The 26285-nt window shown below is 71.3% G+C and carries 29 protein-coding genes and 1 tRNA gene; 11 read left to right on the top strand and 19 right to left on the bottom strand.

The window, feature by feature from the left end:
* Positions 1 to 34: 34 nt before the first annotated feature.
* Together ACFW2G_RS30285 and ACFW2G_RS30280 are read right to left on the bottom strand one after the other, a co-directional pair.
* Complete coding sequence (locus ACFW2G_RS30285) at positions 35 to 376, bottom strand: co-chaperone GroES (protein WP_031152325.1); 342 nt, start codon at positions 374 to 376, stop codon at positions 35 to 37.
* 43 nt (positions 377 to 419) lie between these two features.
* Positions 420 to 740, bottom strand: coding sequence for a DUF3618 domain-containing protein (locus ACFW2G_RS30280; protein WP_384446139.1), 321 nt, complete (start codon positions 738 to 740; stop codon positions 420 to 422).
* Positions 741 to 850: 110 nt separating this feature from the next.
* Here ACFW2G_RS30280 and bcp point away from each other — a divergent pair, with 110 nt between their 5' ends.
* Both bcp and ACFW2G_RS30270 read left to right on the top strand, forming a co-directional pair.
* On the top strand, positions 851 to 1318 hold the full coding sequence (bcp, locus tag ACFW2G_RS30275) for a thioredoxin-dependent thiol peroxidase (protein ID WP_384446141.1): 468 nt from the start codon (positions 851 to 853) through the stop codon (positions 1316 to 1318).
* A 212-nt stretch (positions 1319 to 1530) separates the two neighbouring features.
* Positions 1531 to 1605, top strand: a tRNA-Leu gene (locus ACFW2G_RS30270).
* A 57-nt stretch (positions 1606 to 1662) separates the two neighbouring features.
* On the opposite strand, the gene rdgB is transcribed toward ACFW2G_RS30270, so the two are convergent.
* The 4 genes from rdgB to ACFW2G_RS30250 form a co-directional block, all read right to left on the bottom strand.
* Positions 1663 to 2277: an RdgB/HAM1 family non-canonical purine NTP pyrophosphatase gene (rdgB, locus tag ACFW2G_RS30265; RefSeq protein ID WP_037923364.1), complete on the bottom strand. Its 615-nt coding sequence runs from the start codon at positions 2275 to 2277 to the stop codon at positions 1663 to 1665.
* 7 nt (positions 2278 to 2284) lie between these two features.
* The gene (locus tag ACFW2G_RS30260; RefSeq protein WP_037923361.1) at positions 2285 to 2665 is read right to left on the bottom strand and encodes a hypothetical protein; all 381 of its coding nucleotides are present in this window, start codon (positions 2663 to 2665) and stop codon (positions 2285 to 2287) included.
* Between the two features lie 99 nt (positions 2666 to 2764).
* Positions 2765 to 3490, bottom strand: coding sequence for a ribonuclease PH (rph, locus tag ACFW2G_RS30255; RefSeq protein ID WP_037923359.1), 726 nt, complete (start codon positions 3488 to 3490; stop codon positions 2765 to 2767).
* 245 nt (positions 3491 to 3735) lie between these two features.
* Positions 3736 to 3969, bottom strand: a complete 234-nt coding sequence (locus tag ACFW2G_RS30250; RefSeq protein ID WP_030026567.1) for a glucose PTS transporter subunit EIIB — start codon at positions 3967 to 3969, stop codon at positions 3736 to 3738.
* 230 nt (positions 3970 to 4199) lie between these two features.
* Between ACFW2G_RS30250 and ACFW2G_RS30245 the strand changes: the two genes are divergently transcribed.
* Entirely contained in the window at positions 4200 to 5495 is a 1296-nt protein-coding gene (locus tag ACFW2G_RS30245; RefSeq protein ID WP_384580635.1) for a PTS transporter subunit EIIC, read from the top strand.
* Positions 5496 to 5847: 352 nt separating this feature from the next.
* Positions 5848 to 7071: a PTS transporter subunit EIIC gene (locus tag ACFW2G_RS30240; protein WP_172671356.1), complete on the top strand. Its 1224-nt coding sequence runs from the start codon at positions 5848 to 5850 to the stop codon at positions 7069 to 7071.
* A gap of 122 nt (positions 7072 to 7193) precedes the next feature.
* Here ACFW2G_RS30240 and ACFW2G_RS30235 read toward each other — a convergent pair whose 3' ends face one another.
* A complete protein-coding gene (locus ACFW2G_RS30235) occupies positions 7194 to 7946 on the bottom strand; it encodes an MBL fold metallo-hydrolase (protein ID WP_037923355.1) in 753 nt (250 codons plus the stop codon).
* A gap of 195 nt (positions 7947 to 8141) precedes the next feature.
* Between ACFW2G_RS30235 and ACFW2G_RS30230 the strand changes: the two genes are divergently transcribed.
* Positions 8142 to 8561 carry a hypothetical protein gene (locus ACFW2G_RS30230; protein WP_037923354.1) on the top strand — a complete coding sequence of 140 codons (420 nt, stop codon included), beginning with the start codon at positions 8142 to 8144 and terminating at the stop codon, positions 8559 to 8561.
* Positions 8561 to 8914, top strand: a complete 354-nt coding sequence (locus tag ACFW2G_RS30225) for a DUF488 domain-containing protein (protein ID WP_384580633.1) — start codon at positions 8561 to 8563, stop codon at positions 8912 to 8914. Before ACFW2G_RS30230 ends, ACFW2G_RS30225 begins: the two co-directional genes overlap by 1 nt.
* Before the next feature lie 138 nt (positions 8915 to 9052).
* On the opposite strand, the gene ACFW2G_RS30220 is transcribed toward ACFW2G_RS30225, so the two are convergent.
* The 7 genes from ACFW2G_RS30220 to clpS all read right to left on the bottom strand — a co-directional run bounded on the left by ACFW2G_RS30220 (position 9053) and on the right by clpS (position 13801).
* Positions 9053 to 10003 (bottom strand): PLP-dependent cysteine synthase family protein, encoded by a 951-nt coding sequence (locus tag ACFW2G_RS30220; RefSeq protein ID WP_037923349.1) that lies wholly within the window; start codon positions 10001 to 10003, stop codon positions 9053 to 9055.
* Positions 10003 to 10290, bottom strand: a complete 288-nt coding sequence (locus ACFW2G_RS30215; RefSeq protein WP_037923346.1) for a MoaD/ThiS family protein — start codon at positions 10288 to 10290, stop codon at positions 10003 to 10005. The genes ACFW2G_RS30220 and ACFW2G_RS30215 overlap by 1 nt, the downstream gene beginning before the upstream one ends.
* Before the next feature lie 95 nt (positions 10291 to 10385).
* Complete coding sequence (locus tag ACFW2G_RS30210) at positions 10386 to 10493, bottom strand: putative leader peptide (RefSeq protein ID WP_311736929.1); 108 nt, start codon at positions 10491 to 10493, stop codon at positions 10386 to 10388.
* Between the two features lie 77 nt (positions 10494 to 10570).
* Positions 10571 to 10993: a Mov34/MPN/PAD-1 family protein gene (locus ACFW2G_RS30205; protein ID WP_037923344.1), complete on the bottom strand. Its 423-nt coding sequence runs from the start codon at positions 10991 to 10993 to the stop codon at positions 10571 to 10573.
* Between the two features lie 122 nt (positions 10994 to 11115).
* Positions 11116 to 12555: an amino acid permease gene (locus ACFW2G_RS30200; RefSeq protein WP_384580630.1), complete on the bottom strand. Its 1440-nt coding sequence runs from the start codon at positions 12553 to 12555 to the stop codon at positions 11116 to 11118.
* Between the two features lie 320 nt (positions 12556 to 12875).
* Complete coding sequence (locus tag ACFW2G_RS30195; protein WP_384580628.1) at positions 12876 to 13487, bottom strand: DUF2017 domain-containing protein; 612 nt, start codon at positions 13485 to 13487, stop codon at positions 12876 to 12878.
* Complete coding sequence (clpS, locus tag ACFW2G_RS30190; RefSeq protein ID WP_052030818.1) at positions 13487 to 13801, bottom strand: ATP-dependent Clp protease adapter ClpS; 315 nt, start codon at positions 13799 to 13801, stop codon at positions 13487 to 13489. Before clpS ends, ACFW2G_RS30195 begins: the two co-directional genes overlap by 1 nt.
* Positions 13802 to 13881: 80 nt before the next feature.
* Between clpS and ACFW2G_RS30185 the strand changes: the two genes are divergently transcribed.
* Complete coding sequence (locus tag ACFW2G_RS30185) at positions 13882 to 15210, top strand: nicotinate phosphoribosyltransferase (RefSeq protein WP_037923336.1); 1329 nt, start codon at positions 13882 to 13884, stop codon at positions 15208 to 15210.
* 325 nt (positions 15211 to 15535) lie between these two features.
* Positions 15536 to 16135: a nicotinamidase gene (locus tag ACFW2G_RS30180; protein ID WP_384446158.1), complete on the top strand. Its 600-nt coding sequence runs from the start codon at positions 15536 to 15538 to the stop codon at positions 16133 to 16135.
* Positions 16136 to 16198: 63 nt separating this feature from the next.
* Here the strand turns inward: ACFW2G_RS30180 and ACFW2G_RS30175 are convergent, their stop codons facing one another.
* Positions 16199 to 16501 (bottom strand): hypothetical protein, encoded by a 303-nt coding sequence (locus ACFW2G_RS30175; protein WP_030825287.1) that lies wholly within the window; start codon positions 16499 to 16501, stop codon positions 16199 to 16201.
* 116 nt (positions 16502 to 16617) lie between these two features.
* Positions 16618 to 18969, bottom strand: a complete 2352-nt coding sequence (locus ACFW2G_RS30170) for an immune inhibitor A domain-containing protein (protein ID WP_037924240.1) — start codon at positions 18967 to 18969, stop codon at positions 16618 to 16620.
* 474 nt (positions 18970 to 19443) lie between these two features.
* On the opposite strand from ACFW2G_RS30170, the gene ACFW2G_RS30165 reads away from it, so the two are divergent.
* On the top strand, positions 19444 to 19740 hold the full coding sequence (locus ACFW2G_RS30165) for a hypothetical protein (protein ID WP_037923332.1): 297 nt from the start codon (positions 19444 to 19446) through the stop codon (positions 19738 to 19740).
* A 107-nt stretch (positions 19741 to 19847) separates the two neighbouring features.
* Here ACFW2G_RS30165 and ACFW2G_RS30160 read toward each other — a convergent pair whose 3' ends face one another.
* On the bottom strand, positions 19848 to 20573 hold the full coding sequence (locus ACFW2G_RS30160) for an RDD family protein (protein WP_037923330.1): 726 nt from the start codon (positions 20571 to 20573) through the stop codon (positions 19848 to 19850).
* A gap of 91 nt (positions 20574 to 20664) precedes the next feature.
* Complete coding sequence (locus ACFW2G_RS30155) at positions 20665 to 22176, bottom strand: RDD family protein (RefSeq protein ID WP_384580625.1); 1512 nt, start codon at positions 22174 to 22176, stop codon at positions 20665 to 20667.
* Between the two features lie 257 nt (positions 22177 to 22433).
* Here ACFW2G_RS30155 and ACFW2G_RS30150 point away from each other — a divergent pair, with 257 nt between their 5' ends.
* Positions 22434 to 22913 carry an SsgA family sporulation/cell division regulator gene (locus tag ACFW2G_RS30150; RefSeq protein WP_037923326.1) on the top strand — a complete coding sequence of 160 codons (480 nt, stop codon included), beginning with the start codon at positions 22434 to 22436 and terminating at the stop codon, positions 22911 to 22913.
* A 161-nt stretch (positions 22914 to 23074) separates the two neighbouring features.
* Here ACFW2G_RS30150 and ACFW2G_RS30145 read toward each other — a convergent pair whose 3' ends face one another.
* Positions 23075 to 24457 (bottom strand): FAD-binding oxidoreductase, encoded by a 1383-nt coding sequence (locus ACFW2G_RS30145; protein ID WP_037923323.1) that lies wholly within the window; start codon positions 24455 to 24457, stop codon positions 23075 to 23077.
* 96 nt (positions 24458 to 24553) lie between these two features.
* On the opposite strand from ACFW2G_RS30145, the gene ACFW2G_RS30140 reads away from it, so the two are divergent.
* On the top strand, positions 24554 to 26101 hold the full coding sequence (locus ACFW2G_RS30140) for a tetratricopeptide repeat protein (protein WP_384446164.1): 1548 nt from the start codon (positions 24554 to 24556) through the stop codon (positions 26099 to 26101).
* Positions 26102 to 26285: the final 184 nt, after the last annotated feature.

The raw sequence follows: 26285 nt of genomic DNA, 5'->3' as shown, positions 1-26285 counted from the left end.
GCCTCGGCCACCGGCCCTTCCGCCGTGCGTCGGATCAGAGGTACAGCCCGGTGGAGTCCTCCGACCCCTCCAGCCGCTCCGCGGCCACGGCGTGCAGGTCCCGCTCGCGCATCAGCACGTACGTCGCCCCGCGCACCTCGACCTCGGCCCGGTCCTCGGGGTCGTAGAGCACCCGGTCCCCGGGCTCGACGGTCCGTACGTTCTGCCCGACCGCGACGACCTCGGCCCAGGCCAGCCGCTTGCCCACGGCGGCCGTCGCCGGGATCAGGATGCCGCCGCCGGAACGCCGCTCGCCCTCGGGCAGGTCGGACTTCACGAGCACGCGGTCGTGGAGCATGCGGATGGGCAGTTTGTCGTGGGTGGTGTTGTCGCTCACGCCCCGAACCTACCTGTCCTCACCGGTCCCGTACCGTCCAGGGTCATCCGCGCTTGCGGCGCGCCGAGACCACGAGCAGGCCGACCACGCCGACCGCGAGCAGCGCGACGGGCACGACGCGCTCGATGCGCGGGCTGCCGTCCTCGTGGCGCAGACCGTCGCGCAGGTCCGTCACGAGGCGGTTCACCGCGGCGACGGCACGGCCCGCGGTCTGGTCGACGGTCGAGGCCGCCCGGGCCCGCGCGTCCCCGATGATCGTCTTCGGGTGTACGCGCACGCCGATCTCGTCGAGCGTCTCGGCGAGCTGCTCGCGGCGGCGGACGATATCCGCCTCGATCTGTGCGGGGGTCCTGGCTTCCGACACCGCGCTGCCTCCGTCGTCGTGGTCGTCATCGTGTGGGGGCGTGGTCCGCCGTGAACAGTCTGTCAGCTTAGTCTCGTGACGTACCGTTCCCCTTCCGAGGAGACTGTGAGATGAGCGAGCGACTCCAGCCGGGCGACACCGCCCCCGCCTTCACCCTGCCCGACGCGGACGGCAACGAGGTCTCGCTCGCCGACCACAAGGGCCGCAAGGTCATCGTCTACTTCTACCCGGCGGCCCTGACACCGGGCTGCACGAAGCAGGCGTGCGACTTCACGGACAACCTGGACGTCCTGGCCTCGGCCGGCTACGACGTCATCGGCGTCTCCCCGGACAAGCCGGAGAAGCTGGCGAAGTTCCGCGAGAAGGAGCACCTGAAGGTCACCCTGGTCGGCGACCCGGAGAAGGAGACGCTGGCGGCGTACGGGGCGTTCGGCGAGAAGAAGCTGTACGGCAAGACGGTCACGGGCGTCATCCGCTCCACGGTGGTCGTGGACGAGGAGGGCAAGGTCGAGCACGCCTTCTACAACGTGAAGGCGACGGGCCACGTAGCCAAGATCATCAAGGACCTGGGCATCTGAGCCCCGTCCTCCCGGAGCGGGCCGCAGGGGAACGGCACCCCACCGCGTGACGAGGTCGGCCACGTCGGCGGCGGAAGGCCGGACAACCGCCCGTCGAAGCTTCGGCAGTTGTGCCCGTCGCGCCACAGCCGGACTCCGCCCCTCGCCGAGCGGCCGCGGAAGGACGTCCCTTCGCAACGGACTGCCGCCGACGACCAGTAAGGTGGTCGCACGGGTCCGTACCCCAGCTGGCCAGAGGGCGCCGGTTTAGGTCCGGTGTGTCGTGGGTTCGAGTCCCACCGGGCCCACAGCGAAAGGGCGGTGCCCCTCTCACGAGGGGCACCGCCCTTCGACGTGTCCGCCCGTCAGGGCAGCAGGGCCCGGATGAACGGGACCAGGGCGCGGAAGGCCTGGCCCCGGTGGGAGATGGCGTTCTTCTCGGCCGGGGTCAGTTCCGCGCAGGTGCGGGTCTCGCCGAGGGGCTGGAGGATCGGGTCGTAACCGAAGCCGCCCGTGCCCGAGGGGGTGTGGCGCAGGGTGCCCAGGAGGCGGCCCTCCACCACGCGTTCGGTCCCGTCCGGCAGGGCGAGGGCCGCCGCGCAGAAGAAGTGGGCGCCGCGGTTCTCGTCGGCGATGTCCCCGAGCTGGGCCAGGAGCAGGTCGAGGTTGGCCCGGTCGTCGCCGTGCCGGCCGGCCCAGCGCGCGGAGAAGATCCCGGGGGCGCCGTGCAGGACGTCCACGCACAGGCCCGAGTCGTCGGCGACCGCCGGCAGCCCGGTGGCCCGGGCCAGGGCGTGGGCCTTGAGGAGGGCGTTCTCGGCGAAGGTGACGCCGGTCTCCTTGACGTCGGGGATCTCCGGGTACGCGTCCGCGCCGACCAGCCCGTGGGGCAGGCCGGCGTCGGCGAGGATGCCGCGCAGTTCGGAGACTTTGCCCGCGTTGCGGGTCGCGAGGATCAGGCTGCTGGGCGTCGAGGTCATGCCCTCATTATCCCGGGGTGCAGACCTTGGAGATCTCGCTCGCGGCGTCGGCGACCGGGGTGATGTCCGGGGTGGGGTTGCCGCTCTCGATGGCGGTGCGGACGTTCTTGACGGCCGAGTTCATCGAGTCGATGGCCTTGCCCAGGTCGGCGTTGTCCGTCTGGTCGCCGATCTTCTTGAGGTTCGTCTCGATCTGGTCGAGTGCGTTCATGGCGTTCTGGGGGCTGTCGCCCGCCTGGGAGACGGCCTGCTGGAGGTCGTTCGCGCCGTCCGTGATGGCGACCGCCGTGTTCGCGCAGTCCATCGCCGTGGAGATGGCGTCGCAGGCGGAAAGGGCCGGGATGGTCAGGACGGCGGCCACGGCTACTGCCGCTATGCGGAGCTTCATGCGGTTCTCCCGAGAGGACGTGTACGTGGACGGGCGCACGGCTGTGACACCGTGCGCCCGTGGTCCGTAGGACGCCGGAGGGCGTCCGCCGGTTGCCGACTAGCGTTCCAGCGCGCCGAGCTGGAGGGCTTCGAGGTCCGCGCAGCCGCCGGCGGCGAGGTCGAGGAGGGCGTTCAGTTCCTTGCGGTCGAAGGGTTCGCCCTCGGCGGTGCCCTGGACCTCGACGAAACGGCCGTCGCCGGTGCAGACCACGTTCATGTCGGTCTCGGCGCGCACGTCCTCCTCGTAGCAGAGGTCCAGGAGCGGGACGCCGTCGACGATGCCGACGCTGACGGCGGCGACGGTTCCGGTGAGGGGCTTGCGGCCGGCCTTGATGAGCTTCTTGCTCTGACCCCAGGCGACGGCGTCGGCGAGGGCGACGTAGGCGCCGGTGATGGCGGCGGTGCGGGTGCCGCCGTCGGCCTGGAGGACGTCGCAGTCCAGGACGATGGTGTTCTCGCCGAGGGCCTTGTAGTCGATCACGGCGCGCAGCGAGCGGCCGATGAGGCGGGAGATCTCGTGGGTGCGGCCGCCGATCTTGCCGCGGACGGATTCGCGGTCGCCGCGGGTGTTGGTGGAGCGCGGCAGCATCGAGTACTCGGAGGTGACCCAGCCTTCGCCGCTGCCCTTGCGCCAGCGCGGGACGCCTTCGGTGAAGGAGGCGGTGCAGAAGACCTTGGTGTCTCCGAAGGAGATGAGGACGGAGCCCTCGGCGTGCTTGCTCCATCCGCGTTCGATGGTGACCGGGCGGAGCTGTTCGGGCGTACGGCCGTCGATGCGAGACATGGGTCCGAGCCTAGTGGGTGGCAGGCGGTGCCTCGCGGGTCGGGCCGAACCGGCAGGAGCGGGTACCGGTGCCGCGGTGCCGGACAGCGGCGCCGGGGACGCGGCGCGGCGCCGGGGCCCGCCGGCCCCGGCCCGGGCGACAGGCCGACCGCCCGCACCCCGCTACGCGAAGACCCCGTCCGGGGGTTCCGGGACGGGGTCCGTCGTGGCTTCGGGCCGAGCGGCCCGGACTCAGGGAGTCCGGATCACATCATGTCTTCGATGTCGGCGGCGATCGGGTCGGCGTCGGTGCCGATGACGACCTGGACCGCGGTGCCCATCCGGACGACGCCGTGCGCGCCGGCGGCCTTGAGGGCGGCCTCGTCGACCAGGTCGGGGTTGACGACCTCGGTGCGCAGGCGGGTGATGCAGCCCTCGACCTCTTCGATGTTCTCGATGCCGCCGAGCCCGGCGACGATCTTCTCAGCCTTGGTGGCCATGTGTTTCTCCCTGAGTGATGCGAAGAACGAGTCTCAGCGGCCGGAACATGGATGCCCACCCGCACGGCCCGCGTTGTCACGGTAACGCACGGTTGGCCCATCTACGCGAGCGCGTGTCCGGTCCCTGCCGAATGATGACGATCAGCAGCAACCTATCCACAACTGGTCTACACCAGTGTGCACGCTACTGCTGCCGCAGCCAAAAACCCGGCCCGGTCAGGGAGACGCCGATGAGTGCGAGCAGCGCCGCCGCAGTACCAGGACCGTCCCGGCGCAACACCCTGTATCAGGGACTGCAGAAGATGGGCCGGAGCCTGCAGTTGCCGATCGCGGTGCTGCCCGCGGCCGGCATCCTGAACCGGCTGGGACTGATCGACGCCGAGGGCACCGGCGTCTGGTCGCAGATCGCCAAGGTGATGGCCGCGGCGGGCGGCGCCCTGCTGAACGCCGACCTGGGGCTACCCCTCCTCTTCTGCGTCGGCGTCGCGATCGGGATGGCGAAGAAGGCCGACGGCTCGACGGCGCTGGCGGCGGTGGCCGGCTTCCTCGTCTACCGCAGCGTCCTGCGCGCCTTCCCCGTGCCCTGCCCCGAGGGGACGAAGGACGTCGGGGGCGGCTGCCTGGGACAGGACGACACCTTCGCGCAGTACACGTTCCAGAATCCCGGGGTCTTCGGCGGCATCGTCATGGGCCTGCTGGCCGCCTGGTTCTGGCAGCGCTACCACCGGGTCAGGCTCGTCGACTGGCTCGGCTTCTTCAACGGCCGCCGGCTCGTCCCGATCATCATGGCCTTCGTGGCGATCGCGTTCGCCGCGCTCTGCCTGTGGGTCTGGCCGCCGATCGGCGAGGCGCTGGAAAGCTTCTCCGACTGGCTGGTGGGGCTGGACTACTGGGGTGCGGGCATCTTCGGCGTCGCCAACCGCGCACTGCTGGTGATCGGCCTGCACCAGTTCCTGAACGTGCCGGTGTGGTTCCAGTTCGGCAGCTACACCAAGCCGAACGGCGAGGTGGTCCACGGCGACATCAACATGTTCCTCAGCGGCGACCCGGACGCGGGCCTGTTCCTGACCGGCTTCTTCCCGATCATGATGTTCGCCCTACCGGCGGCGGCGCTGGCGATCACGCACTGCGCGAAGCCGCAGCGGCGCAAGGAGGTCGGCGGTCTGATGCTGTCGGTGGCCCTGACCTCGTTCGTCACCGGGATCACCGAACCGCTGGAGTACTCCTTCCTCTTCGTCGCGCCCGCGCTGTACGCGGTCCACGCAGTACTGACGGGCGTGTCAATGGCGGTGACCTGGGCGTTCGGCGTCCACGACGGCTTCAGCTTCTCGGCGGGCCTGATCGACTACGTCATCAACTGGGGGCTGGCGACGAAGCCCTGGCTGATCATCCCGATCGGGCTCGGTTTCGCGGTCGTCTACTACGTCGTCTTCCGCTTCGCGATCACGAGATTCGACATCCCGACGCCCGGCCGGGAGTCGGACGAGGAGATCGAGGCGATGCAGGCGGAGAACACCAAGGCCTAACCGGCTTGGCGGACAAGGCCGTTCGGCGCGGCCACCGAAGGCCCCTCGGATCACGGATCCGAGGGCCTTCGCCCGCTCCGCGAGTCCGGGCGTCGAGGAGGCCCCGAACACCCCGGCTGCGTGTGGCGTAGACCACAGGAAAACGAAGGTTCCTTATCTATCCCCCACCGTGCTACAACTGGTCTACACCACGATTGGTGTAGACCACGCGGACCTGTTCGAGCCCGCGTACCCCCATTTCTGAGACGTCGCCGCCCCCCGTCTTTCCCTGTCGGCGTCGCCTTGCCCACTGGAGGAAGTTGTGTCCACGGCTACCGCCCCCGCGGCGGAGAAGAAGAAGGGCGCTGGCGTGATGGCCGTCATGCAGCGCATCGGCCGGAGCCTCATGCTCCCCGTCGCCGTGATGCCCGCCGCCGCGCTGCTGGTCCGCTTCGGCCAGGACGACATGCTGGCACGTGCCTCGTTCCCCGACTTCGTCCAGAAGCTCGCCGGATACATGGCCGCGGGCGGCGACGCCATCCTCGGCAACATGGCCCTGCTCTTCTGCGTCGGCATCGCGATCGGCTTCGCCAAGAAGTCGGACGGCTCCACCGCGCTCGCGGCCGTCGCCGGCTACCTGGTCTTCCAGAAGGTGCTCGCCACCTTCACCGACAGCAACCTCCCCAAGGTCGCCAAGGTCGTGGAGGGCAAGATCGTCCACGTTGACGCCCCGGTCAACGCCGGCGTCCTCGGCGGCGTGGTGATGGGCATCGTCGTGGCCCTGCTGTACCAGAAGTTCTACCGGACCAAGCTGCCGGACTGGGCGGGCTTCTTCGGCGGCCGCCGCCTCGTCCCGATCCTGTCCTCGTTCGCCGGCCTGGCGATCGGCATCGTCTTCGGCCTGATCTGGCCGGTCCTCGGCACCGGCATCCACGGCTTCAGCGAGTGGCTGGTCGGCTCCGGCGCCGTCGGCGCGGGCATCTTCGGTGTTGCCAACCGTGCGCTCATCCCGATCGGCATGCACCACCTGCTCAACTCCTTCCCGTGGTTCCAGGCGGGCACGTACAACGACGGCGGTACCGACTACCACGGCGACATCGCCCGCTTCCTGCACGGCGACCCGACCGCGGGCCAGTTCATGACCGGCTTCTTCCCGATCATGATGTTCGCCCTCCCGGCCGCCTGCCTCGCGATCACCCACGCGGCCCGCCCCGAGCGCCGCAAGGTCGTCGGCGGCATGATGTTCTCCCTCGCGCTCACCGCCTTCGTCACCGGTGTGACCGAGCCGATCGAGTTCACCTTCATGTTCATCGCGCCGGTGCTCTACGCGATCCACGCGGTCCTGACCGGCGTCTCCATGGCTCTGACCTGGGGCCTCGGCATGAAGGACGGCTTCGGCTTCTCGGCCGGCGCGGTCGACTACCTGCTGAACCTCGGCAAGGCCACCAACCCGCTGGGGCTCGCGATCGTGGGCCTGTGCTTCGCAGTCCTGTACTACGTGATCTTCCGCTTCGCGATCACCAAGTTCAACATCCCCACGCCGGGCCGCGAGTCCGACGAGGAGCTCGCCGAGCTGGTCAAGGCCGAGGCCAAGTAGGCAGGCCGGACGCCCCGTACCCGCCGAAGCCCCCGCTCTCCCCTCTCCGGGAGGGCGGGGGCTTCGGCGTGCGGGCGAGGGAGCGAGGGAACGAGCGGGCGTCGCCGGGGACCCGGTGGCGCTCAGACCTCGTAGACCGCGCCCGCGTACGCCAGGTCCACCGGGCCGTCGTAGACCGCGCGGGCGTCGGCCAGGTTCTGCGCGGGATCCGTCCACGGCGGGATGTGGGTGAGGACCAGCCGCCCCACGTTGCCGCCGTGCGCATACGCGCCGGCCTCGCGACCGTTGAGGTGGAGATCCGGGATGTCCTCCTTGCCGTGCGTGAAGGAGGCCTCGCAGAGGAAGAGGTCGACGCCCTCGGCGAGCCGGCCCAACTCGGGGCAGGCACCGGTGTCCCCGGAGTACGCCAGCGAGCGTCCGCCGTGCTCGATGCGGATGGCGTACGACTCGACGGGGTGCGCGACCCGCTCCGTGCGCACCTGGAAGGGGCCGATCTCGAAGGCTCCGGACTTCAGGGTGCGGAAGTCGAAGACCTCGCTCATCGAGCGCTCGTCGGGGACGTCGTCGTAGGCCGTGGTCAGGCGCTTCTCGGTGCCCTCGGGCCCGAAGACGGGGATGGTGCCGCAGCGGCCGCCCTCGTGGCGGTAGAAGCGGGCGACGAAGTACGCGCACATGTCGATGCAGTGATCGGCGTGCAGATGGCTCAGGAAGATCGCGTCGAGGTCGTAGAGACCGCAGTGGCGCTGGAGATCGCCGAGGGCACCGTTGCCCATGTCGAGCAGCAGCCGGAAGCCGTCGGCCTCGACGAGGTAGCTCGAACAGGCCGATTCCGCGGACGGGAACGACCCCGAACAGCCGACGACGGTGAGCTTCATGGAGCGTGAACCTCCGTGGACGGTCCGTGGACGGAATGCGGGCCGTGCGTGGGTCGAGCGTAAGGCGCGAAACGTCCGGTCGCTCCTCCGCGGCAGGCCGTTGTGGGGGGAATCACCTGCGCTGTCACCCGGGGGAGCGACGGCGGGCACGAAGGTTGCCGTGCCGCGGTCGGCCCGCGCGGCTACGGTCGGAACATGGACACGTCCTGGTGGCCCGCGGTGGCCGCCGTCGTGGCCCTGGCATTGGTGATGCTGATCGCCGGGGGGCGGCTGGGGGTCCCGCGCCGGACCCCGCCCGCGCACGGTCCCGGTCGGCCGCCACACCCGCGGGCGGGTGAACTGTGGACCCTGGCGGACGGCCGGACATGCCTCGTCCTGGGCGTGGGACCGGCACGGGAGCACCGGGCGCGGGTCGCGTGGATCACCGCGAAGTACGACGACCGGCGGGCCGGGGTCATCCCACTGCCCCCGGGGACGGTGGGGGCGCAGGGCCGCGCGGCCTTCCTGGAGGCGGACCGGCCGGAGGAGGTGTCGTTGTGGGAGTTCCGGGCCCGGCTGGGGATGCTGGACCCGGCGGTGTGGGACGAGGTCAAGGGACTGGGAGGCGGTCGGTGATGCCGGAGATCCGCTTGCGGCGGGTGTACGACCCCCCGGAGCCGGGAGCGGACGGGCTGCGGGTGCTCGTGGACCGGCTCTGGCCGAGAGGCCTGGCGAAGGCGGCGGCGGGCGTGGACGAGTGGCCGAAGGCGGTCACCCCGTCGACGGAACTGCGCAAGTGGTTCCACGACGGGGGCTCGGCCGACGAGTTCCGCCGGCGGTACGAGGCGGAGCTGGCGGAGCCGGAGGCGGTGGCGGAGCTGGCCCGCCTGCGGGGCCTGGCCGGGACCGGGCCGGTGACGCTGTTGACCGCGGTCAGGGATCCGGGCTCCAGTCACGCCGCCGTCCTCGCGGAACACCTTTCGGCCTGACGGCCCGGCCGCCGCGCAGGGCTGTTGCCGGGCACCGCCGGCGGGGCCCGGCCCGGGGGCCGCCGCCGGTCACGCCCCAAGTCCTCGGGGCCGAGAGCCCAGAACCCGGAACCCGGAGCATGATCCGCCGAGCAGGCCCTAGGCCCAGAGCTGGCCCTGGAGGACCTCGATGGCCTCCTCCGTCGTCGCCGCGGTGTAGACGCCGGTCGAGAGGTACTTCCAGCCGCCGTCGGCCACGACGAAGACGATGTCGGCCGTCTCGCCGGCGGCCGCCGCCTTGCGGCCGACGCCGATCGCCGCGTGCAGGGCGGCGCCCGTGGAGACGCCGGCGAAGATGCCCTCCTGCTGGAGCAGCTCCCGCGTGCGGGTGACCGCGTCCGAGGAGCCGACCGAGTAGCGGGTGGTGAGGACGGAGGCGTCGTACAGCTCGGGGACGAAGCCCTCGTCGAGGTTGCGCAGCCCGTAGACGAGGTCGTCGTAGCGCGGCTCGGCCGCGACGATCTTCACTCCGGGAACGTTCTCGCGCAGGTAGCGGCCGACACCCATCAGGGTGCCGGTGGTGCCCAGGCCGGCCACGAAGTGGGTGATCGACGGGAGGTCGGCGAGGATCTCCGGGCCGGTGGTGGCGTAGTGCGCGCCGGCGTTGTCCGGGTTGCCGTACTGGTAGAGCATCACCCAGTCCGGGTGCTCCGCGGCCAGTTCCTTGGCCACCCGGACGGCGGTGTTGGAACCGCCGGCGGCCGGCGACGAGATGATCTCGGCTCCCCACATAGCCAGCAGGTCGCGCCGCTCCTGGCTGGTGTTCTCCGGCATGACGCACACGATGCGGTAGCCCTTGAGCTTGGCCGCCATCGCCAGCGAGATGCCGGTGTTGCCCGAGGTGGGCTCCAGGATGGTGCAGCCCGGCCGGAGCCGGCCGTCCTTCTCGGCCTGCTCGACCATGTGGAGCGCCGGGCGGTCCTTGATCGAGCCGGTCGGATTGCGGTCCTCCAGCTTGGCCCAGATCCGGACGTCTTCCGACGGGGACAGCCGGGGCAGCCGGACCAGCGGCGTGTTGCCGACCGCTGCCAGCGGGGAGTCGTAGCGCATTACTTCGATCCGCCGGCCACGGCCGGGAGGATGGTGACGTTGTCGCCGTCCTTGAGCGCGGTGGAGATGCCGTCGAGGAACCGGACGTCCTCGTCGTTGAGGTAGACGTTCACGAAGCGTCGCAGCTGGCCGCCGGCGGCCTGGTCGACGAGCCGCTCTCGGATGCCGTTGTGTCGGGTCTCCAGGTCCGCGAAGAGGTCGGCGAGCGTGGCGCCCTCGCCGTTCACGGCCTTCTGGCCGTCGGTGTAGGTGCGGAGGATGGTGGGGATGCGGACCTCGATGGCCATGGCTGGGCTCCAGTCGTCAGGGCGTGGGCGTGGCAGGTGTGCGGGGAAAGCGGGCGCGCGTTCGTGCGGGCCCCCGCATGCGGGGGCTCCGGTGCTCAGGCGGCAGGACAGATGGCGCTGGCGAGGCGGCACAGGTCGACGTGCAGCCGCGCCACGAGCAGCAGCCTGCCGGGCGTCTCGATGCTCACGTCGTGGGAAACCATGCGGTCATGTTAACGATTCCCGGCCCCCGGTTTGGAGTGTGATCCCGCATCGTGGACGCCGTCCGCTCACATGATGGTCAGTAGGTCTCGACGACCTGCACTTCTTCCTCGGTGATCACGCCGTCGACGATCCGGTACGAGCGGAACTGGAACTCTCCGAGCCCGTCCTTGTCCGCGGTGGAGACCAGCACGTAGTGCGCGCCGGGCTCGTTCGCGTAGGTGACGTCCGTGCGCGAGGGGTAGGCCTCGGTCGCGGTGTGCGAGTGGTAGACGATCACCGGCTCCTCGTCGCGGTCGTCCATCTCGCGGTAGAGCGTGAGGAGGTCCTTGGAGTCGAACTCGTAGAACGTGGGCGAGCGGGCCGCGTTGAGCATCGGGATGAACCGCTCGGGGCGGCCGGTGCCCGCCGGGCCTGCCACCACACCGCACGCCTCGTCGGGGTGGTCCTGGCGGGCGTGCTCGACGATCCGGTCGTACAGGGCCTGGGTGAGGGTCAGCATGAGCGACAGGATAAACAGACGGGCCCTGCCGTACCGAGGGGTGGTACGACAGGGCCCGCATGGTGGACAGGATGTCCACGGGAGCAGGGCTCCCGGCCGTGACAGGCGGCCGGGAGCCGCTGTCACGACGCCTTGGTGAAGGCGGCTACGCGGGGATCGCGGTTCTTCATGACCAGGTAGGAGACGCCCAGGACGGCGCCCCACAGGGGGGCGCAGTAGAGCGAGACGCGCGCGTCCTTGTCGGCGCCCATCATCACGATGACCATCGCGATGAAGGCGAGCGCGAACCAGCTGGTGTACGGCGCTCCCGGGGCCCGGAACCTCGACCCGGGCAGCTCGCCGCGGTCGGCCTTGGCCCGGTAGCGGATCTGGCAGACCAGGATCATGATCCAGGCCCACATGCCGGAGATGGTGGCGAAGGAGACCACGTAGTCGAAGGCCTTGCCGGGGGCGACGTAGTTGATCCAGACGCCCACGAGCATCAGCGCGGCGGAGAAGGTGGTGCCGACGAGCGGGGTGCCGCTCCGGGTGAGCTTGGTGAAGACCTTCGGGCCCTGGCCGTTGAGCGCGAGGTCGCGCAGCATGCGGCCGGTGGAGTACATGCCCGAGTTGCAGGAGGACAGGGCGGCGGTGAGGACGACGAAGTTGACGATCGCGGCGCCGATGCCCAGCCCCATGCGCTCGAAGGCGGCGACGAAGGGCGAGACGCCCGGCTGGAAGTGGGTCCACGGGACGACCGAGAGGATCATGATGAGCGCGCCGACGTAGAAGACGGCGATGCGCCACGGCACGGTGTTGATGGCCTTGGGCAGGGTCTTCTCGGGGTCCTTGGACTCACCGGCGGTGACGCCGACCAGCTCGACCGCGAGGAAGGCGAACATCACGATCTGCAGGGTCATCAGCGTGCCGCCGATGCCCTTGGGGAAGAAACCGCCGTCGTTCCACAGGTTGGCGACGGAGGCGGTCTCGGCGGCGTCGGAGAAACCGATGGTGAGGATGCCGGCGCAGATCAGGATCATGCCGACGATGGCGGTGACCTTGACCATGGAGAACCAGAACTCCAGCTCGCCGAAGAGCTTCACGGAGATCAGGTTGGCGCCGTACAGGACGATCGTGAAGATCAGCGCGTAGGCCCACTGCGGGACGCTGTCGTGGGTCCAGTACGACATGTACTGCGCGGCGGCGGTGACCTCGGTGATGCCGGTGACCACCCAGAACAGCCAGTACGTCCAGCCCGTCACATAGCCCCAGAACGGGCCGAGGAACTCGCGGGCGTAGTCCGAGAACGAGCCCGAGACCGGGCGGTACATGAGCAGCTCGCCCAGGGCCCGCATGATGACGAAGATGACCAGGCCCGCGATCGCGTACGCCAGGATCAGGCTGGGGCCGGCCTTGGAGATCGCCTTGCCGGCGCCCAGGAAGAGGCCGGTGCCGATGGCTCCGCCGATCGCGATCATCTGGATCTGGCGGGCGCCGAGCGTCCGGTGGTACCCCTCGCCACCGTCGTCCCGGGTGCCCTCGCCGGGCGTGTTGCCGTGCTGCTCGACCTGCACTGAGGTCATGTCTGGTGCGCCTTTCTCCACTGCCGACCCGCGCCTTCGCTGGCTGCGGATCGGGTCCTCGATCCCCCCGGATACGGATGGAGTTGCACGCCGGCGGTCTGCCGGTCCAAGCAGGCCGGGAGACATGGGTGGCGTCTCTCCGGCGGTCGTGAAGATCTATCACGTACCCACGGCCGCCCGAGGGGGAGAAAAGTGGCGCACCACATCAAATTTTCCGGACAAACATCAACGATCATGACAGATCACCGCATGGCGGTGATCTGATCGTTATCCGGATTTGAGCGTCCGCTGAGCGAACAATGCCGTGCTTTTGAAGATCCTCAGAGGGTTTCGATCAAGGATTCCTGGAGTCCGCCGAGCCACAGGTACGCCATCACCATCGGCTTGCGCGGGTCCTCGTCCGGCAGCCGGAAGAGTGCGGCGCTCTCGTCGTCCTCGGTGATGTCGAGCCGGGCGGCGAGGGTCAGGCGCAGGTCGTTCAGCCCGCCGAGCCAGCGCAACGGCAGCTCGCCGGTGAGCTCCAGCACGGCCGCCCCGTCACCGGCCGGGGTGAGCCCGTCCAGGCTGCGGACGAGGGCCAGCGCATCATCGCGCTTGCGGGCGCGCAGGTCATGCTCGGTGTACCGGCGGAACTCCGCGGCGCGGGCCTTCAGCTCCACCGGGTCCACACCCTCGTCACCGGTGCCGTCCGGGGAGCCGTAGGCGTCGGGGAAGAGCCGGGCCAGCGCCGGATCGGACGGCGGCTCGCTGGGGCCCTCGGCGAACAGCGCGGCGAGGGGGTCGGCGTCCTCGGCCGGCTCGGGGTCGCCGGGGCCGATCAGCTCCAGCATCTGGACGGCCAGGGAGCGCAGGATGGAGATTTCGATCTCGTCCAGCGCGATGGCGGCGCCGCCGCCCTTCAGGGACTCGAACATCCCGGTGTTCCGGCCCATCAGTTGCGGTCCTGGGAGAGGGTCGCCCACAGGCCGTAGCCGTGCATGGCCTGCACGTCGCGCTCCATTTCCTCGCGGGTGCCGCTGGACACGACCGCCCGCCCCTTGTGATGGACGTCCAGCATCAGCTTGTGCGCCACGTCCTTGGAGTAGCCGAAGTAGGCCTGGAACACGTACGCCACGTAGCTCATGAGGTTGACCGGGTCGTTGTGCACCAGGGTCACCCAGGGAACGTCAGGTTCCGGGACCGCGAAGGTCTCTTCGGCCGATTCGGTGCGTTCGATCTCAATGGGAGCAACACTCACTCGTCCCATGCTGCCATCGCGACGGGGCGGTTGCACAAACGGGACCCACATCTCGTCACTTTGACGAAATGTGCGCTAGCATCGCCGCCATGAACCCTGCGGACCTGGGCCTGCCGGTGGACGTGCCGTCGACAGCGCTCTTCACGGACCATTACGAGCTCACGATGCTGCAGGCCGCCCTGGCCAACGGCACGGCCGACCGCCGCTCGGTCTTCGAGGTGTTCACCCGGCGGCTCCCCGAGGGGCGCCGCTACGGTGTGGTCGCGGGGACCGGGCGGGTGCTGGACGCGGTGGAGAACTTCCGCTTCGACGGCGCGGTGCTGGAGTTCCTGCGCGAGCGGGCCGTCGTCGACATGCGGACGCTGGACTGGCTGGCCTCGTACCGCTTCTCCGGCGACATCTGGGGCTATCCGGAGGGCGAGGTCTACTTCCCCGGCTCGCCGGTCCTGCGGGTGGAGGGCAGCTTCGCCGAGTGCGTACTGCTGGAGACGGTGATCCTCTCGATCCTCAACCACGACTCGGCCATCGCGGCGGCCGCCTCCCGGATGTCCTCCGCGGCCGGCGACCGCCCGCTGATCGAGATGGGGGCCCGGCGCACGCACGAGCTGGCGGCCGTCGCCTCGGCGCGGGCCGCGTACGTGGGCGGCTTCGCCTCCACCTCCGACCTGGCGGCAGGCTTCCGGTACGGCATCCCGACCGTCGGCACCAGCGCGCACGCCTTCACCCTGGTCCACGACAGCGAGCGGGACGCCTTCACCGCGCAGGTGGCCTCGCTGGGGCGCGGCACCACCCTCCTGGTGGACACCTACGACGTGGCCGAGGCGGTGCGCACCGCCGTCGAGGTGGCGGGCACCGACCTGGGCGCCGTACGGATCGACTCGGGGGACCTGCTGCTGGTGGCCCACCGGGTGCGCCAGCAGCTGGACGAGCTGGGGGCGACCGCGACGAAGATCGTGGTCACCTCGGACCTGGACGAGTACGCCATCGCCTCGCTGGCGGCGGCCCCGGTGGACGCGTACGGCGTGGGCACGCAGCTGGTGACGGGCAGCGGGCACCCGACGTGCTCGATGGTCTACAAGCTGGTGGCGCGCGCCACCTCGGCGGACCCGAAGGCGGCGCTGGCCCCGGTGGCGAAGAAGTCCACCGGGGGCAAGACCTCGATCGGCGGCCGCAAGTGGGCGGCCCGCCGCCGGGACGCCGACGGGGTCGCGGCGGCGGAGGTGATCGGCGTGGGACCGGTTCCCTCGGCCCTGGCCGACCAGCAGCTGCTGACGCACCTGGTCAAGGCCGGCGAGGTGGTCGCCCGCGAGCCGCTGGAGACGGCCCGCGACCGCCACCGCGCGGCGCGCGCGGGTCTGCCGCTGTCGGCGACCCAGCTGTCGCGGGGCGAGGCGGTGATCCCGACCGAGTACGTTTAGGGCTGTGGCCGCAAGGTGTGCCGGCTCGTACCGTCCGGTGCGGCGCATGGCACGGCGGAGGGCCGCAGCTCGCACTCGGCGAACTCGCGCGATCCGACACCGCTGCGAGGCGCCGTGCCGGAGGCCGTGGGGCGGTGAACCCGTCCGGCCACAGCACAGGGCGTGTCGGACGGACCCGCCGAAGGGGCTCCGGCGTTTGAGGCGCGGGGATCCGGGGGCAGAGCCCCCACGCGGCGCAGCCGCCGTGCGGCACCGCGGGAAGGGGCGGGGATGAGCCCCCGTACGGCCCGCCGCCGCACCACGACAACGAACCGAAGGACACGTCATGCACCGCGCACTGATCGTCGTCGACGTACAGAACGACTTCTGCGAGGGCGGCAGCCTCGCGGTCACCGGCGGAGCCGACGTCGCCGCCGCCATCACCGAGCTGATCGGGCAGGCCACCGCCGGATACCGGCACGTGGTCGCCACCCGCGACCACCACATCGACCCGGGTGCACACTTCGCGCACCCGCCGACCGAGCCGGACTACGAGTCCTCCTGGCCGGTCCACTGCGTGGCCGGGACCGAGGGGGTCGGGTTCCACCCGAACTTCGCGCCCGCCGTGGCCTCGGGCGCGGTCGCCGCGGTCTTCGACAAGGGCGCCCACGAGGCCGCGTACAGCGGCTTCGAGGGCACCGACGAGAACGGCGAGGGCCTGGCCGCCTGGCTGCGGGAGCGCAACGTCGCCGAGGTCGACGTCGTCGGCATCGCCACCGACCACTGTGTGAAGGCCACCGCACTCGACGCCGCCCGCGCCGGCTTCACCACGCGCGTCCTGCTGGACCTGACAGCGGCCGTGGCCCCGCACACCACCGAGCGGGCCCTGGAGGAGCTCCGCGCCGCCGGTGTGACCCTCGTGGGCGCGACGGGGCCCCGGTCCTAGACGTCCCGGAGGTCCTGGACGCCCCGGAAGGCCCTAAGCCCGGCCCGGGGCCCTGCCGCGTCCTCAGGTGCCCAGCAGGGCCCTGATCGGATGCCAGAGCTCCTGGGCGCGATCGGGTGCGCCCCGCCAGAGCAGGCCGTCCGGGTGGTGCAGGACGGCCGTGACCTCGTCGGGTGTGGGCGGCTGTGCGTTGCCCCGCAGGTACACCGCCCGCATCCCGAGGTTCCGCAGCCTGGTCAGGGCGCGGGCCCGGTTCGCGGCGTGCACCAGCACGCGGACATTTCCGCCCTCACCGGATGGCCTCGGCAGCGTGAGCGCAACGACCACGCTGCCGCCTGGCAATCTGACGAAACCTCCACCGGGCATGTCGGTCATCTCCCCCGTCAATAAGAACCTCGTACCGGGGCATCTAAACGCGATCGGCCGCCGCCCGCTAGAGGGCGACGGCCGATCATGCTTTGACCTGCGATTTTACCGAAATACTACTTCGAGGGGCCGACCTGGACGGTCATGACCTCACCGTCGTAGGTCTCCTTCAGGATCTTGATCTTGGTGTTGGTGTCAGTGACCTTCACCGATCCGGTCGGGTTCTCGTCGTAGTAGTACTTGCCCTTGTGGTCGTCGAAGACCAGGTTCGCGCGCTTCGGCTTCAGGAACAGCTCCTCGCCGTTCTTGTGCAGCGTGAAGGCGTCCGTCGAGTACGCGCTGAAGGTGGCGTCGTACGGCTGGATCTTGTTGCGGAGCAGGGTGCCGTCCGCCCACTTCATCGGCTTGGCGTTGGCGTCGATCGGGAGGATCAGACCCTGGCCCGGGTGCTGGCTGGTGTTGTTGTCCTTCTGGGAGGTGTCCCACTGCCAGATCAGCAGGCCGTCCTGGTACGGGTAGTGCTCGACCCAGTCCGGACGGGTGTTGCCGAAGCCGAAGTTGTACGGGCCCACCTTGAGGGTGGAGTCGTACGACACGTAGCGGCGGTTCTCGGCCAGGTAGTACTGCGCGTAGTCCTTGGTGAAGCCCGCGCCGATGCGAGAGAAGCCCTTGCCGGTCCAGCCGTTGTCGCCGTTCTCGGCGCCGTCGGTGAACAGCACGGAGCCGTCCGCGGTGATGGAGAGGGCGTCGGCCGTGAAGCCCTTGCCGCCCGCGCCGCCGTCCGTCTGGTAGCGGAAGCGGAGGTCGAACTTCTTGCCCGCGTAGGCGTCGAGCGGGAAGTTCAGGTTCTTCCAGGCACCCGAGACACCGGTGAGCGACGGGCTGCCGGCGGCGTCGACCGGGATGGCCGTGCCGTCGGCGGTGCCGGCGAGGGCGGTCCAGTTGGCGCCGCCGTCCGTGGACACCTCGGTGTAGAGGTAGTCGTAGTCGGCCTCGATGTCCCACCAGCCCTTGAGGGACAGGGCGGCGGACGTCTTGCCCGTCAGGTCGACGGAGCGGGTGAGGGTGTTCTTGAGGTCGTCACCCATGTTGCTCCACCACTGGGTGGAACCCTCGGCGGGAGCGACGACGTCCGTCTGCACCTTCTTCTTCGGCAGCTCGACGACCAGGGCCTGCTTGTCCTTGGTGTTGAACGCCGACACGCCCAGCTTGTGGGTGGACTGCGTCGCGGCCTTGGCCGTGTCGTAGTTCAGCCAGCCCAGCTGGAGCTTGTCCCAGGCGGTCATGTCGCCCGGCATGTCGCCGATCGACTCCTTGCCGGTGCCGAGCCAGGAGCCGGCCGACATCAGGGACCAGAAGCCGACGCTGTTCTCGCCGCCACCGGAGGTGTCGTAGAGGTCGGGCAGACCCAGGTCGTGGCCGTACTCGTGGGCGAAGACGCCGAGGCCGCCGTTCTCGGGCTGCATCGTGTAGTCGCCGACCCAGATGCCGGAGTCGCCGATCTGGGTGCCGCCGGCCTTGTTGTTGTCCGGGCCGGTCTTGCCCGCAGAGGTGCCGTAGGCGTACCAGCGGTGCGCCCACAGGGCGTCGGGGCCCTGCACGCCGCCGCCGGCCGACTCGTCCTCGCCCGCGTGGACGATCTGGAAGTGGTCGATGTAGCCGTCGGGCTCGTTGAAGTTGCCGTCGCCGTCGAAGTCGTAGCGGTCCCACTGGTCGTACTCGGCCAGCTTCGCCTTGATCTGAGCGTCGGTCTTGCCGGCCTTCTTCTGCGCGTCCACCCACGCGGTGACGCCGTCCTTGACGGTGTCCCAGACGTTGGCGCAGTTGCTCTGGCCGCAGTAGTTGGAGCCGTAACGGGCCTCGTTGTACGGGACCTTGACCCAGTCGGCGACCTCGCCGTCGACCGAGTAGCGACCCGAGGAGGTCTTCTCGTAGTACGTCTTCAGGGAGTGCTTGCCCTCGCCGGTGGCGAAGTACAGGTCCTGGAAGTGCTGACGGCTGAAGTCCTCGCGCCAGGCCGTGCTGTTGTCCTTCGCGCGGTCGGGCTGCGCGATGGTGTTGTGCAGCGGACCGGGGGTGCCGCCGTACTTCGGGACGGCCGGCTTGGGACCGGGGCCGTCCGGGTCGTACATGGTGGTGTTGTCGACCTGGTCGCCGAACTCGACGAGGATCGTGAAGATCTTGTCGGTCTTCTCGCGGCCGAGCTCGACGTACTTCTTGTCGTCGAGCTTGACGACCTTGGAGGCGCCGCGCTGCTCGACGCCCTTCTTGCCCTGGAGGACCTGGTCCAGAGCGGCCTTGCGCTGCTCGGCCTGCTGCTCGCTGAACGGACCCTTGAGGTCGTGCTCGACGACCTTGGCAGGGCTGGTCGGGTCCTGCCGGTCAGCCACCGGGGCGGCCGACGGCCTGCCCTCGGCCTGGGCCGCGGTGATGGTGAAGAAGGTCGCACTGGTCGCACACGCGGCCATGGTCACGGTGACGGCGGCAGCGCGAATCGCACGCCGTCTGGCGGAATTGCTGGTCACTTGATGTGTTCCCCTCCCGCGGCCGCAACGTCTGAGTTCGGAACTTCTCCATAGGAGCGGGGGGTTCCGCGCGGCGCGCGTCTCAAGTGACGACATTTGACCGGAGAGACGCGAGAAAAGACAGACCTTGACTTGAACCTTACAACTGCACTATGCGGTCAGGGAGTTCCGCTATCCGGACGTTCCGCAGCCATACGGGGCGAAGGGCCCTTCCCGACGCTCCGACAGGTCCGTAGCGTCCCCTTTCTCCCCCTGCGGGGCGCGAAAAAATGATCCCGTGCGCCCCCTGTGCTCCGGCACCGTGTGTTAGGTCACGCTTACCGGGGGCTCGCCCCGGGCATCCCGTCATGGAGTCACTTGACGCGCGACGTTGGTTGAGCCGACTCCCCCTCCCCCTCACCGAGGACGGATATCGCCATGCCGCGTCCGACTGCCGCACAGCTCGCATACGGGTCCGCCACGGTCATCGTGTCGACGATCGCCATGCTGCTGCTCTCGCAGACGAGCACCGGGCTCGGCGTCGCGGTCATCTCCGCCGCCGCGCTCGCCCTGGGTCTGCTCGTCGCCCTCACCGTGCCCGTTCCGAAGCGCCGCGGCCGCCACGCGGCGCGTACGGGGGCTGGCGCGCCGACCGCGCCCACCGCGGAGGCGACGCCCGGCGCCCGGGCGCCCGAGTCGCGGACGGCCTCGGCCGAACATCCCGTTCACCACTGAGGCTCCGCACGCGACGCGGGCACGGCGCGGGACGGGCGGCCTCCACCGGGGGGAGGCCGCCCGCCCCGCGGCCGCGCGTACGGGTGCGTTCGCGTGCGCGACGTCCGTCAGGTCGCCTGGACCACCACGGTCTTGGCGGCCTTGTCGTGCAGGCCCTGTTTGTACGGCTTGTCGGCGAGGATCGAGACGATCAGCGCGATCGGCCACAGGCAGAAGCAGCAGATCAGTGTCGGCAGCCAGAGCACGGCGGCCCGGGTCAGGGACGTGCCGGAGTCCGGCACGCTGCCGTCGTTGAGCATGGCGACGCGCAGGCCCATCGCCCTCTTGCCGACCGTCCGGCCGTCCTTCTTGGTGAAGAACCAGTCGTAGCCGAGGTACGCGACGATCGAGATCAGGGTCATGACCAGACCGCTGCCGCTGTAGGACCTGGTGAAGACCTCGCTGACGTCCTCGCCCCGGTCGGTCTCGACCGTGTAGCGGTTCGTGCCGAAGGCCAACTGGATGAGGAACAGCGGGACGGCGACGATCAGCACGTCGATGACGCGGGCAGCGAGCCGCTTGCCGAAGTCGGCGAGCGGGGGCATGCCGGCCAGCGGGTCGGGCATGCCGTAGCCCCCGCCACCACCGTACGGGTCGCCGCCTCCGTACGGGGGCGGCGGGGGCGGGTATCCCCCGCCGCCGGCCCCCGGGCCGCCCGGGGGCGGCGGTCCGCCGCTTCCGGGCGGCGGCGGTCCGTAGGGCGAACCGCCCGACGGAGGCGTCGGTTCCTGGGGCTTCTTGCGGAACGGGTCTTCCTCGGGCGGCTGCCCCGGCGGCGGCTGGTCGGTACTCATGGCCCGAGTCGAACCCGGGTCCGCCGCCCCCGCAACGGGACCGCGTCCATTCGGGGCGGCACGGGCCGGGCCCCGGCCCTCCGGACCGGCCCTACCGGGCCACGTACGTCCCGGCCGCCTTGTCGTGCCAAGCCTGTCGGCGGGGGCGGTTGACGAGGCACCACAGGCTGCCGGGCAGGCCCAGGAAGGCGTACACGAGCCAGCGGCCCAGGGCCGCGCCGAAGGACGGCGGGCGCAGCGTGGCGGTGGACAGGACCCGGACGCCCAGCAGCTTCTTGCCCGGGGTGCGGCCCCAGCGGGCGGTGGGCAACGCCTCGTACAGGACGCCGAAGAGCAGGACGGCCCCGAAGACCAGGCCCAGGCTGCCGGCGATGGTCGGGTCGAGCAGCCAGACGGTGGTGGTGCGGCCGCTCGCCCGGGCGGCGTCCACCTTGGCCTGGACGTGGGCGGCGGCGCCGGGCAGAAGGGGCCGGGCCGCGGCGGCGGCCACCGCGCCGAGCACGAGGGAGTCCAGGATCCGGGCGAGGACTCGGCGGGCCAGCCCGGCGGGGCGCACGGCCCGTTCGGCCATCCGCTCGAACACGGCCCGGGGCGTGGCGGGGCGGCCGGTACCGGTGCCCGCACGGTCCTGTGCCGATCCACGCGGCTCCCCACCCCCGGCCTGCGGCTGCGAGGGGGCCGCGTCCGCGGCGGGCTGCACGAGCTTCGGGCGCACGCCCGCGGGCCGGGGCTCCCACACCTCGGGGCGGGCGGGAGCAGGCGCCCGCTCGGCTGCGGGAGCCGGAGCGGGCGCGGCTGCGGGAGCCGGAGCGGGCGCGGCTGCGGGAGCCGGAGCGGGCGCGGGGGGGCGGGCGGGCCCCGGAGTGCGGGCGGGAGCGGCGGCGGGGGCCGCCTCGGGCCAGGAGGAGGTGACCCCGGTGGGACCGGGGCCGCCCGTTCCGGGGGCGTCGGGCCACGCCGGGGCCGCCGGGGCCACGGGAGCCTGCGCGGCCGGGGAACGTGCGGACAGGATGCCCGCGGAGGACTGCGCGGGCCGTCTCGTGGGCGCCGGGGGCTCCGACGGCGGACGGGTCAGGGAGATCCCTGCGGGCCGGGCCGATGCCTGCCCCGGATCGTCCGCCGGTGCCGGCGCCGGCACCGGGTTGGGTGCGGGCGCGGACGCGGAATCGGGCTCCTGCGGGCTGCCCCAGGACACTCGGCGGTCACGCGGCCCACCGAAGCCGGCCTGGTGCACGGGGTCCGCCTGCCACACGGGGGCCGGCGCCTGCGTCTGCGCGGCCGGGGTATCCGGGGCCGGCTCCGGCTCCGCCGCGGATTCCGCCAGCGCCTCGGTCGCGGAGGTCTCGTCCAGGAACACCGGCCCCGTCTCGTCGGCGCGGACGGCGGGAGCGGCGACGGGAGCCCGGGCGGGGAACGGACGGACCGGAGCGGGAACGGGGACGGGGACGGGCGCCGGGGCGGGCTCGGGCGCCGCCGGGGCGGGGCGGCTCGTGCCCGGGACCCAGGCCGCGCCGTTCCAGTACCTGATGTACCCCGGGATGGACGGATCCGGGTAGAAGCCCTCGCGGGCCGCGTGCTCACCGTCACCAGGGGAGGCCGTCATGTCCCCAACTCCGATCGTGGCTTGAGGCTTGTGCAAGGGGAGGACCATAGCCAAGAACAGAGGCCCGACAGGTCCGGTAACGGGAGAATCCAAGCCATTGAGCGAACGTCCCTCCCCATGGCTGTTTTTAGTCAGCCAACAAGATTCGGCCAATTTCGTGCTCGACGTCGAAAGTCGCGTCATACCCGGGTGCATCGGAGCTCTCAGCGGGTGTGGGGTGCCATCCGGCCCCACGCACCGACCGAAGTGAGGCAGTCATGCACCACCCCGCCATCGAGCGCGAGCTGGAACTGAAGCTGGTCCTTTCACCAGAGCGCAGCATCCCCGTCCCGGCGCGCCTGCTCTACCTCACGGAAGACCCGTACGCCGTGCACATCACCTTCCACACCGGCTCCAGCGCCCCGGTCCACTGGACCTTCGCCCGCGAGTTGCTCGTCGAGGGGGTGTTCCGTCCCTGCGGACACGGCGACGTCCGGATCTGGCCCACCAAGGTCGACAACGAGGCCGTGCTCTGTATGGCGCTCAGCTCCCCCGACGGCGACGCCCTCCTGGAGGCCCCGTCCCTCGCCGTGTCGGCGTGGCTGGAGCGGACCCTGCGGGTCGTCCCGCCCGGCAGCGAGCCGGAGCGGCTCGGCCTGGACGCGGCGCTGGCGGAGCTGCTCACCCCGACCCCGGCCGACGACCTGTGGCTGCGCGACCCGTGGCCGTCGGACGAGTCGGCGGACGGTGAGCTGTGATGACGCACGGCCCCCGGACTCCGGGCGGGCGCCGCAGACCGGGCGGCCGCCGCAGGCAGGGCGGCCACCTGCGCCTCATACGGTCCGAAGAACGCGCACAGGTCCCGGAGTCCCGGCTGCCCGGCGACCTCGCCCGGGTTGCCGAAGAGCTCGCCCGGATCTCAGAAGAGCTTGCCCGGGTTGAGGATCCCGAGTGGATCGAAGGCCTGCTTGACGGCCCGCTGCATCTCCACTCCGACCGGGCCGAGTTCACGGGCCAGCCATTCCTTCTTCAGGACGCCGACGCCGTGTTCGCCGGTGATGGTCCCGCCGAGGGAAAGGCCGAGCCCCATGATCTCTCCGAAGGACTCGCGGGCCCGCCGCGTCTCGTCCTCGTCGGCCGGGTCGAAGCAGACGATCGGATGGGTGTTGCCGTCGCCGGCGTGGGCGCAGACGCCGATGAGGAGGTTCTGGGCGCGGGCGATGGCGGCGGTCCCGTCGAGCATCTCGCCGAGCCGCGAGCGGGGCACGCACACGTCGTCGATCATCGTGGCGGGCCGCAGGGCCTCCAGGGCGGGAAAGGCCATCCGGCGGGCCTGGAGCAGCAGTTCCGACTCCGCCTGGTCCTCGGCGGGTACGACGGCGGTCGCCCCGGCGGCGGTGCAGAGCTTCCCCACCGCGGCGAGGTCCTCGGGGGCGTGCGGGGTGTCGAAGGCGGCGAGCAGCAGCGCCTCGGTGGCCTCGGGCAGTCCCATCTTGCCGAGGGCGTTGACGGCGTGGACGGTCGTACGGTCCATCAGTTCGAGCAGGGAGGGGGTCAGTCCGGCCTCCATGACGGCGCAGACCGCCGCGCAGGCGGCGGCTACGGAGGGGAACTCGGCGGCCAGGGCCAGCTGCCGGGGCGGCGCCGGCCTGAGCGCGAGGACGGCCCGTACGACGATCCCGAGGCTGCCCTCGGAGCCGACGAAGAGCCGCGTGAGGTCGTATCCGGCGACGCCCTTGGCGGTGCGCCGGCCGGTGCGCAGCAGCCGCCCGTCCGCCAGGACGACGTCGAGGCCGAGCACGTACTCGGCGGTGACCCCGTACTTGACGCAGCACAGGCCACCCGAGGCGGTACCGATGTTGCCGCCGATGGTGCACTGCTCCCAGCTGGAGGGGTCGGGCGGGTAGGAGAGCCCCTGCTCGGCGACGGCCCGTGACAGGGCGGCGTTGACCACGCCCGGCTCGACGACGGCGATCCGGTCCACGGCGCTGATCTCGATGATCCGGTCCATCTTCACCAGGGACAGCACGATGCAGCCGTCGGAGGCGTTGGCGCCGCCCGACAGGCCCGTCCGGGCACCCTGCGGGACCACCGGGATCCGCAGGGCGGTGGCGGTGCGCATGACGTGCTGCACCTGTTCGACGGTCCGGGGCAGCACGACGACCGCCGGGGTGCCGGCGGCGCAGAAGCTGGCCATGTCGGTGGAGTAGGAGGCGGTCACCTGGGGGTCGGTGAGCAGGGCTTCGGCGGGGAGCCCGTCGAGGAGGCTCGCGCGCAGACGTGCGGAGAGGTCGTCGTCCATGGGTTCAGCGTGACAGCCGGGGCCATCGGTGTGAACACGCCCGCGCCCGTCTGCGGACACCTCGGCGCGCTCTTCATATTGACGCACAGTGACCCCATGGACCGTTTCGACGACGATGCGCAGACACCGGCGCCGCCCGTGACCTTCACCGGCCGCAAGACGCTTGTGGCCGCCGGGGTGGCGGTGGTCCTGATCGCCGGGGCCCTGTTGATCCGCCCGGCCCGGACCGGTGACGACGCGCGCCCGCCGGGACCGAGCGAGCGCGCCGCCACCGCGGTGGGCATGGGGGCGCCCGCCTCGGCGGCGGACGTGGTGGCGCTGATGGCGGACCGGGAGAAGTGGGTGGCGGCGCACGCCGACGACGACGCCTCATGGGCGGTCCTCGGCTCCGCCTATCTCGAACAGGCACGGCGGACGGCGGACTCGGCCTGGTACCCGAAGGCGGAGAAGGCGCTGAAGCGGTCGCTGGAGGTGCGCCCCGCGGAGAAGGGCAACTTCGACGCGATGACGGCCATGGGCTCGCTGGCCAACGCCCGGCGGGACTTCGGGACCGGCAAGAAGTGGGGCGAGCTGGTACGGGCGCAGGCGCCGCGGCGGTGGACGGCGTACCCGGTGCTGGTGGACGCCTACACCGGGCTCGGCGACTACAAGGGCGCGCAGAAGGCGATGGAGCTGCTGCTGGAGCTGCGGCCGGGGCTGGCGGCACACGTCCGGGCCTCGCAGGTGTACCGGGACCGCGGCTGGCGCGAGGACGCGGTGGTGTCGATGGAGTCGGCGGCAGCCTCGGCGAAGGCCCCGGCGGAGAAGGCGTACGCGCTCTTCCGGCTCGGCGAACTGTCCTGGGAGCGGGGCGAGCCGGCGGAGGCGCTGCGGCAGTACGAGGGTGCGTTGCGGACGGATCCGGCGCGGTCGGAGGCGCTGGCCGGCCGGGCGCGGGCGCTGGCGGCACTGGGGCGCGGCGGGGAGGCGGTGCGGGACTACCGGATGGCGCTGGGGCGGACCCCGGTGCCGCGGCTGGCCCGGGAGCTGGGCGAGCTGCTGGAGTCGCTGGGCCGGGAGCAGGAGGCGCGCGAGCAGTACGAGGCGCTGCGGACGATGGCGGCCCGGGACGGCGCCAACGGGGTGGACGACGACGTGGTCCTGGGCCTGTACGAGGCGGACCACGGAGATCCGGCGGCGGCGGTGCGGCGCCTGTCGGAGGAGTGGGAACGACACAAGAGCATGCAGGCCGCGGACGCGCTCGGGTGGGCGCTGTACCGGGCGGGTGATCACACGGCGGCGCTGGAGTACGCGAAGAAGGCGACGGAACCGGGGCTGCGCAGCGCCGACTTCGCCTACCACCGGGCGATGATCGAGCGGGCCCTCGGCGACGAGGCGGGGGCGCGCAGGCACCTGGAGGAGGCCCTGCGGACGAATCCGTACTTCTCCCCGGTGCGCGGGCCGCTGGCCAAGGAGGCGCTGGCGGCGATCGGGCAGCCGCCGGCGGGCGGTCCGGAGCACCTGCAGCCGGTCACCCCGTGGGTCGAGCCGGAGCTCCCGAAGCCGAACCCGAAGCCGAAGGCCGACCCGAAGGCCGACCCGAAGCCGAAGGCTTCACCGTCGGCGAAGCCCTCACCGGAGCCGTCGCCGAGCGCCACCCGCTGAGGGGCCGGACGCCGCCGCCCCGGCCGCCGGGAGACGGCACGCCGGGGCGGCGCCGCGCGGCGCGGCCGTGCGGTCCGGTGCGCGGGCGGCACGGGCGCCGCGTTCCGGCCCACTCCCCTCCGGAGGGCACCACGCGGCGCGTGTCCGGCCCTCGCACCGGGACCGACGGCAGCCCTCAGGCCCC

Source organism: Streptomyces sp. NPDC058880, assembly GCF_042742535.1.
Classification (GTDB): Bacteria; Actinomycetota; Actinomycetes; order Streptomycetales; family Streptomycetaceae; genus Streptomyces.
This window is presented reverse-complemented; position numbering and strand designations above follow the sequence as displayed.

What these genes read in the sequence shown, in the direction of transcription:
- ACFW2G_RS30220 (WP_037923349.1), bottom strand. Translation starts at nt 10,003, where the DNA reads ATGCGCTACGACTCCCCGCTGGCAGCGGTCGGCAACACGCCGCTGGTC.
- ACFW2G_RS30245 (WP_384580635.1), top strand. Translation starts at nt 4,200, where the DNA reads ATGAGTGCGAGCAGCGCCGCCGCAGTACCAGGACCGTCCCGGCGCAAC.
- ACFW2G_RS30240 (WP_172671356.1), top strand. Translation starts at nt 5,848, where the DNA reads ATGGCCGTCATGCAGCGCATCGGCCGGAGCCTCATGCTCCCCGTCGCC.
- ACFW2G_RS30180 (WP_384446158.1), top strand. Translation starts at nt 15,536, where the DNA reads ATGCACCGCGCACTGATCGTCGTCGACGTACAGAACGACTTCTGCGAG.
- ACFW2G_RS30235 (WP_037923355.1), bottom strand. Translation starts at nt 7,946, where the DNA reads ATGAAGCTCACCGTCGTCGGCTGTTCGGGGTCGTTCCCGTCCGCGGAA.
- ACFW2G_RS30170 (WP_037924240.1), bottom strand. Translation starts at nt 18,969, where the DNA reads ATGGCCGCGTGTGCGACCAGTGCGACCTTCTTCACCATCACCGCGGCC.
- ACFW2G_RS30200 (WP_384580630.1), bottom strand. Translation starts at nt 12,555, where the DNA reads ATGACCTCAGTGCAGGTCGAGCAGCACGGCAACACGCCCGGCGAGGGC.
- ACFW2G_RS30150 (WP_037923326.1), top strand. Translation starts at nt 22,434, where the DNA reads ATGCACCACCCCGCCATCGAGCGCGAGCTGGAACTGAAGCTGGTCCTT.
- ACFW2G_RS30225 (WP_384580633.1), top strand. Translation starts at nt 8,561, where the DNA reads ATGCCGGAGATCCGCTTGCGGCGGGTGTACGACCCCCCGGAGCCGGGA.
- clpS (WP_052030818.1), bottom strand. Translation starts at nt 13,801, where the DNA reads ATGGGACGAGTGAGTGTTGCTCCCATTGAGATCGAACGCACCGAATCG.
- ACFW2G_RS30165 (WP_037923332.1), top strand. Translation starts at nt 19,444, where the DNA reads ATGCCGCGTCCGACTGCCGCACAGCTCGCATACGGGTCCGCCACGGTC.
- ACFW2G_RS30160 (WP_037923330.1), bottom strand. Translation starts at nt 20,573, where the DNA reads ATGAGTACCGACCAGCCGCCGCCGGGGCAGCCGCCCGAGGAAGACCCG.
- ACFW2G_RS30260 (WP_037923361.1), bottom strand. Translation starts at nt 2,665, where the DNA reads ATGAAGCTCCGCATAGCGGCAGTAGCCGTGGCCGCCGTCCTGACCATC.
- ACFW2G_RS30145 (WP_037923323.1), bottom strand. Translation starts at nt 24,457, where the DNA reads ATGGACGACGACCTCTCCGCACGTCTGCGCGCGAGCCTCCTCGACGGG.
- ACFW2G_RS30175 (WP_030825287.1), bottom strand. Translation starts at nt 16,501, where the DNA reads ATGCCCGGTGGAGGTTTCGTCAGATTGCCAGGCGGCAGCGTGGTCGTT.
- rph (WP_037923359.1), bottom strand. Translation starts at nt 3,490, where the DNA reads ATGTCTCGCATCGACGGCCGTACGCCCGAACAGCTCCGCCCGGTCACC.
- ACFW2G_RS30230 (WP_037923354.1), top strand. Translation starts at nt 8,142, where the DNA reads ATGGACACGTCCTGGTGGCCCGCGGTGGCCGCCGTCGTGGCCCTGGCA.
- bcp (WP_384446141.1), top strand. Translation starts at nt 851, where the DNA reads ATGAGCGAGCGACTCCAGCCGGGCGACACCGCCCCCGCCTTCACCCTG.
- ACFW2G_RS30215 (WP_037923346.1), bottom strand. Translation starts at nt 10,290, where the DNA reads ATGGCCATCGAGGTCCGCATCCCCACCATCCTCCGCACCTACACCGAC.
- ACFW2G_RS30205 (WP_037923344.1), bottom strand. Translation starts at nt 10,993, where the DNA reads ATGCTGACCCTCACCCAGGCCCTGTACGACCGGATCGTCGAGCACGCC.
- ACFW2G_RS30140 (WP_384446164.1), top strand. Translation starts at nt 24,554, where the DNA reads ATGGACCGTTTCGACGACGATGCGCAGACACCGGCGCCGCCCGTGACC.
- ACFW2G_RS30210 (WP_311736929.1), bottom strand. Translation starts at nt 10,493, where the DNA reads ATGGTTTCCCACGACGTGAGCATCGAGACGCCCGGCAGGCTGCTGCTC.
- rdgB (WP_037923364.1), bottom strand. Translation starts at nt 2,277, where the DNA reads ATGACCTCGACGCCCAGCAGCCTGATCCTCGCGACCCGCAACGCGGGC.
- ACFW2G_RS30250 (WP_030026567.1), bottom strand. Translation starts at nt 3,969, where the DNA reads ATGGCCACCAAGGCTGAGAAGATCGTCGCCGGGCTCGGCGGCATCGAG.
- ACFW2G_RS30185 (WP_037923336.1), top strand. Translation starts at nt 13,882, where the DNA reads ATGAACCCTGCGGACCTGGGCCTGCCGGTGGACGTGCCGTCGACAGCG.
- ACFW2G_RS30195 (WP_384580628.1), bottom strand. Translation starts at nt 13,487, where the DNA reads ATGGGCCGGAACACCGGGATGTTCGAGTCCCTGAAGGGCGGCGGCGCC.
- ACFW2G_RS30155 (WP_384580625.1), bottom strand. Translation starts at nt 22,176, where the DNA reads ATGACGGCCTCCCCTGGTGACGGTGAGCACGCGGCCCGCGAGGGCTTC.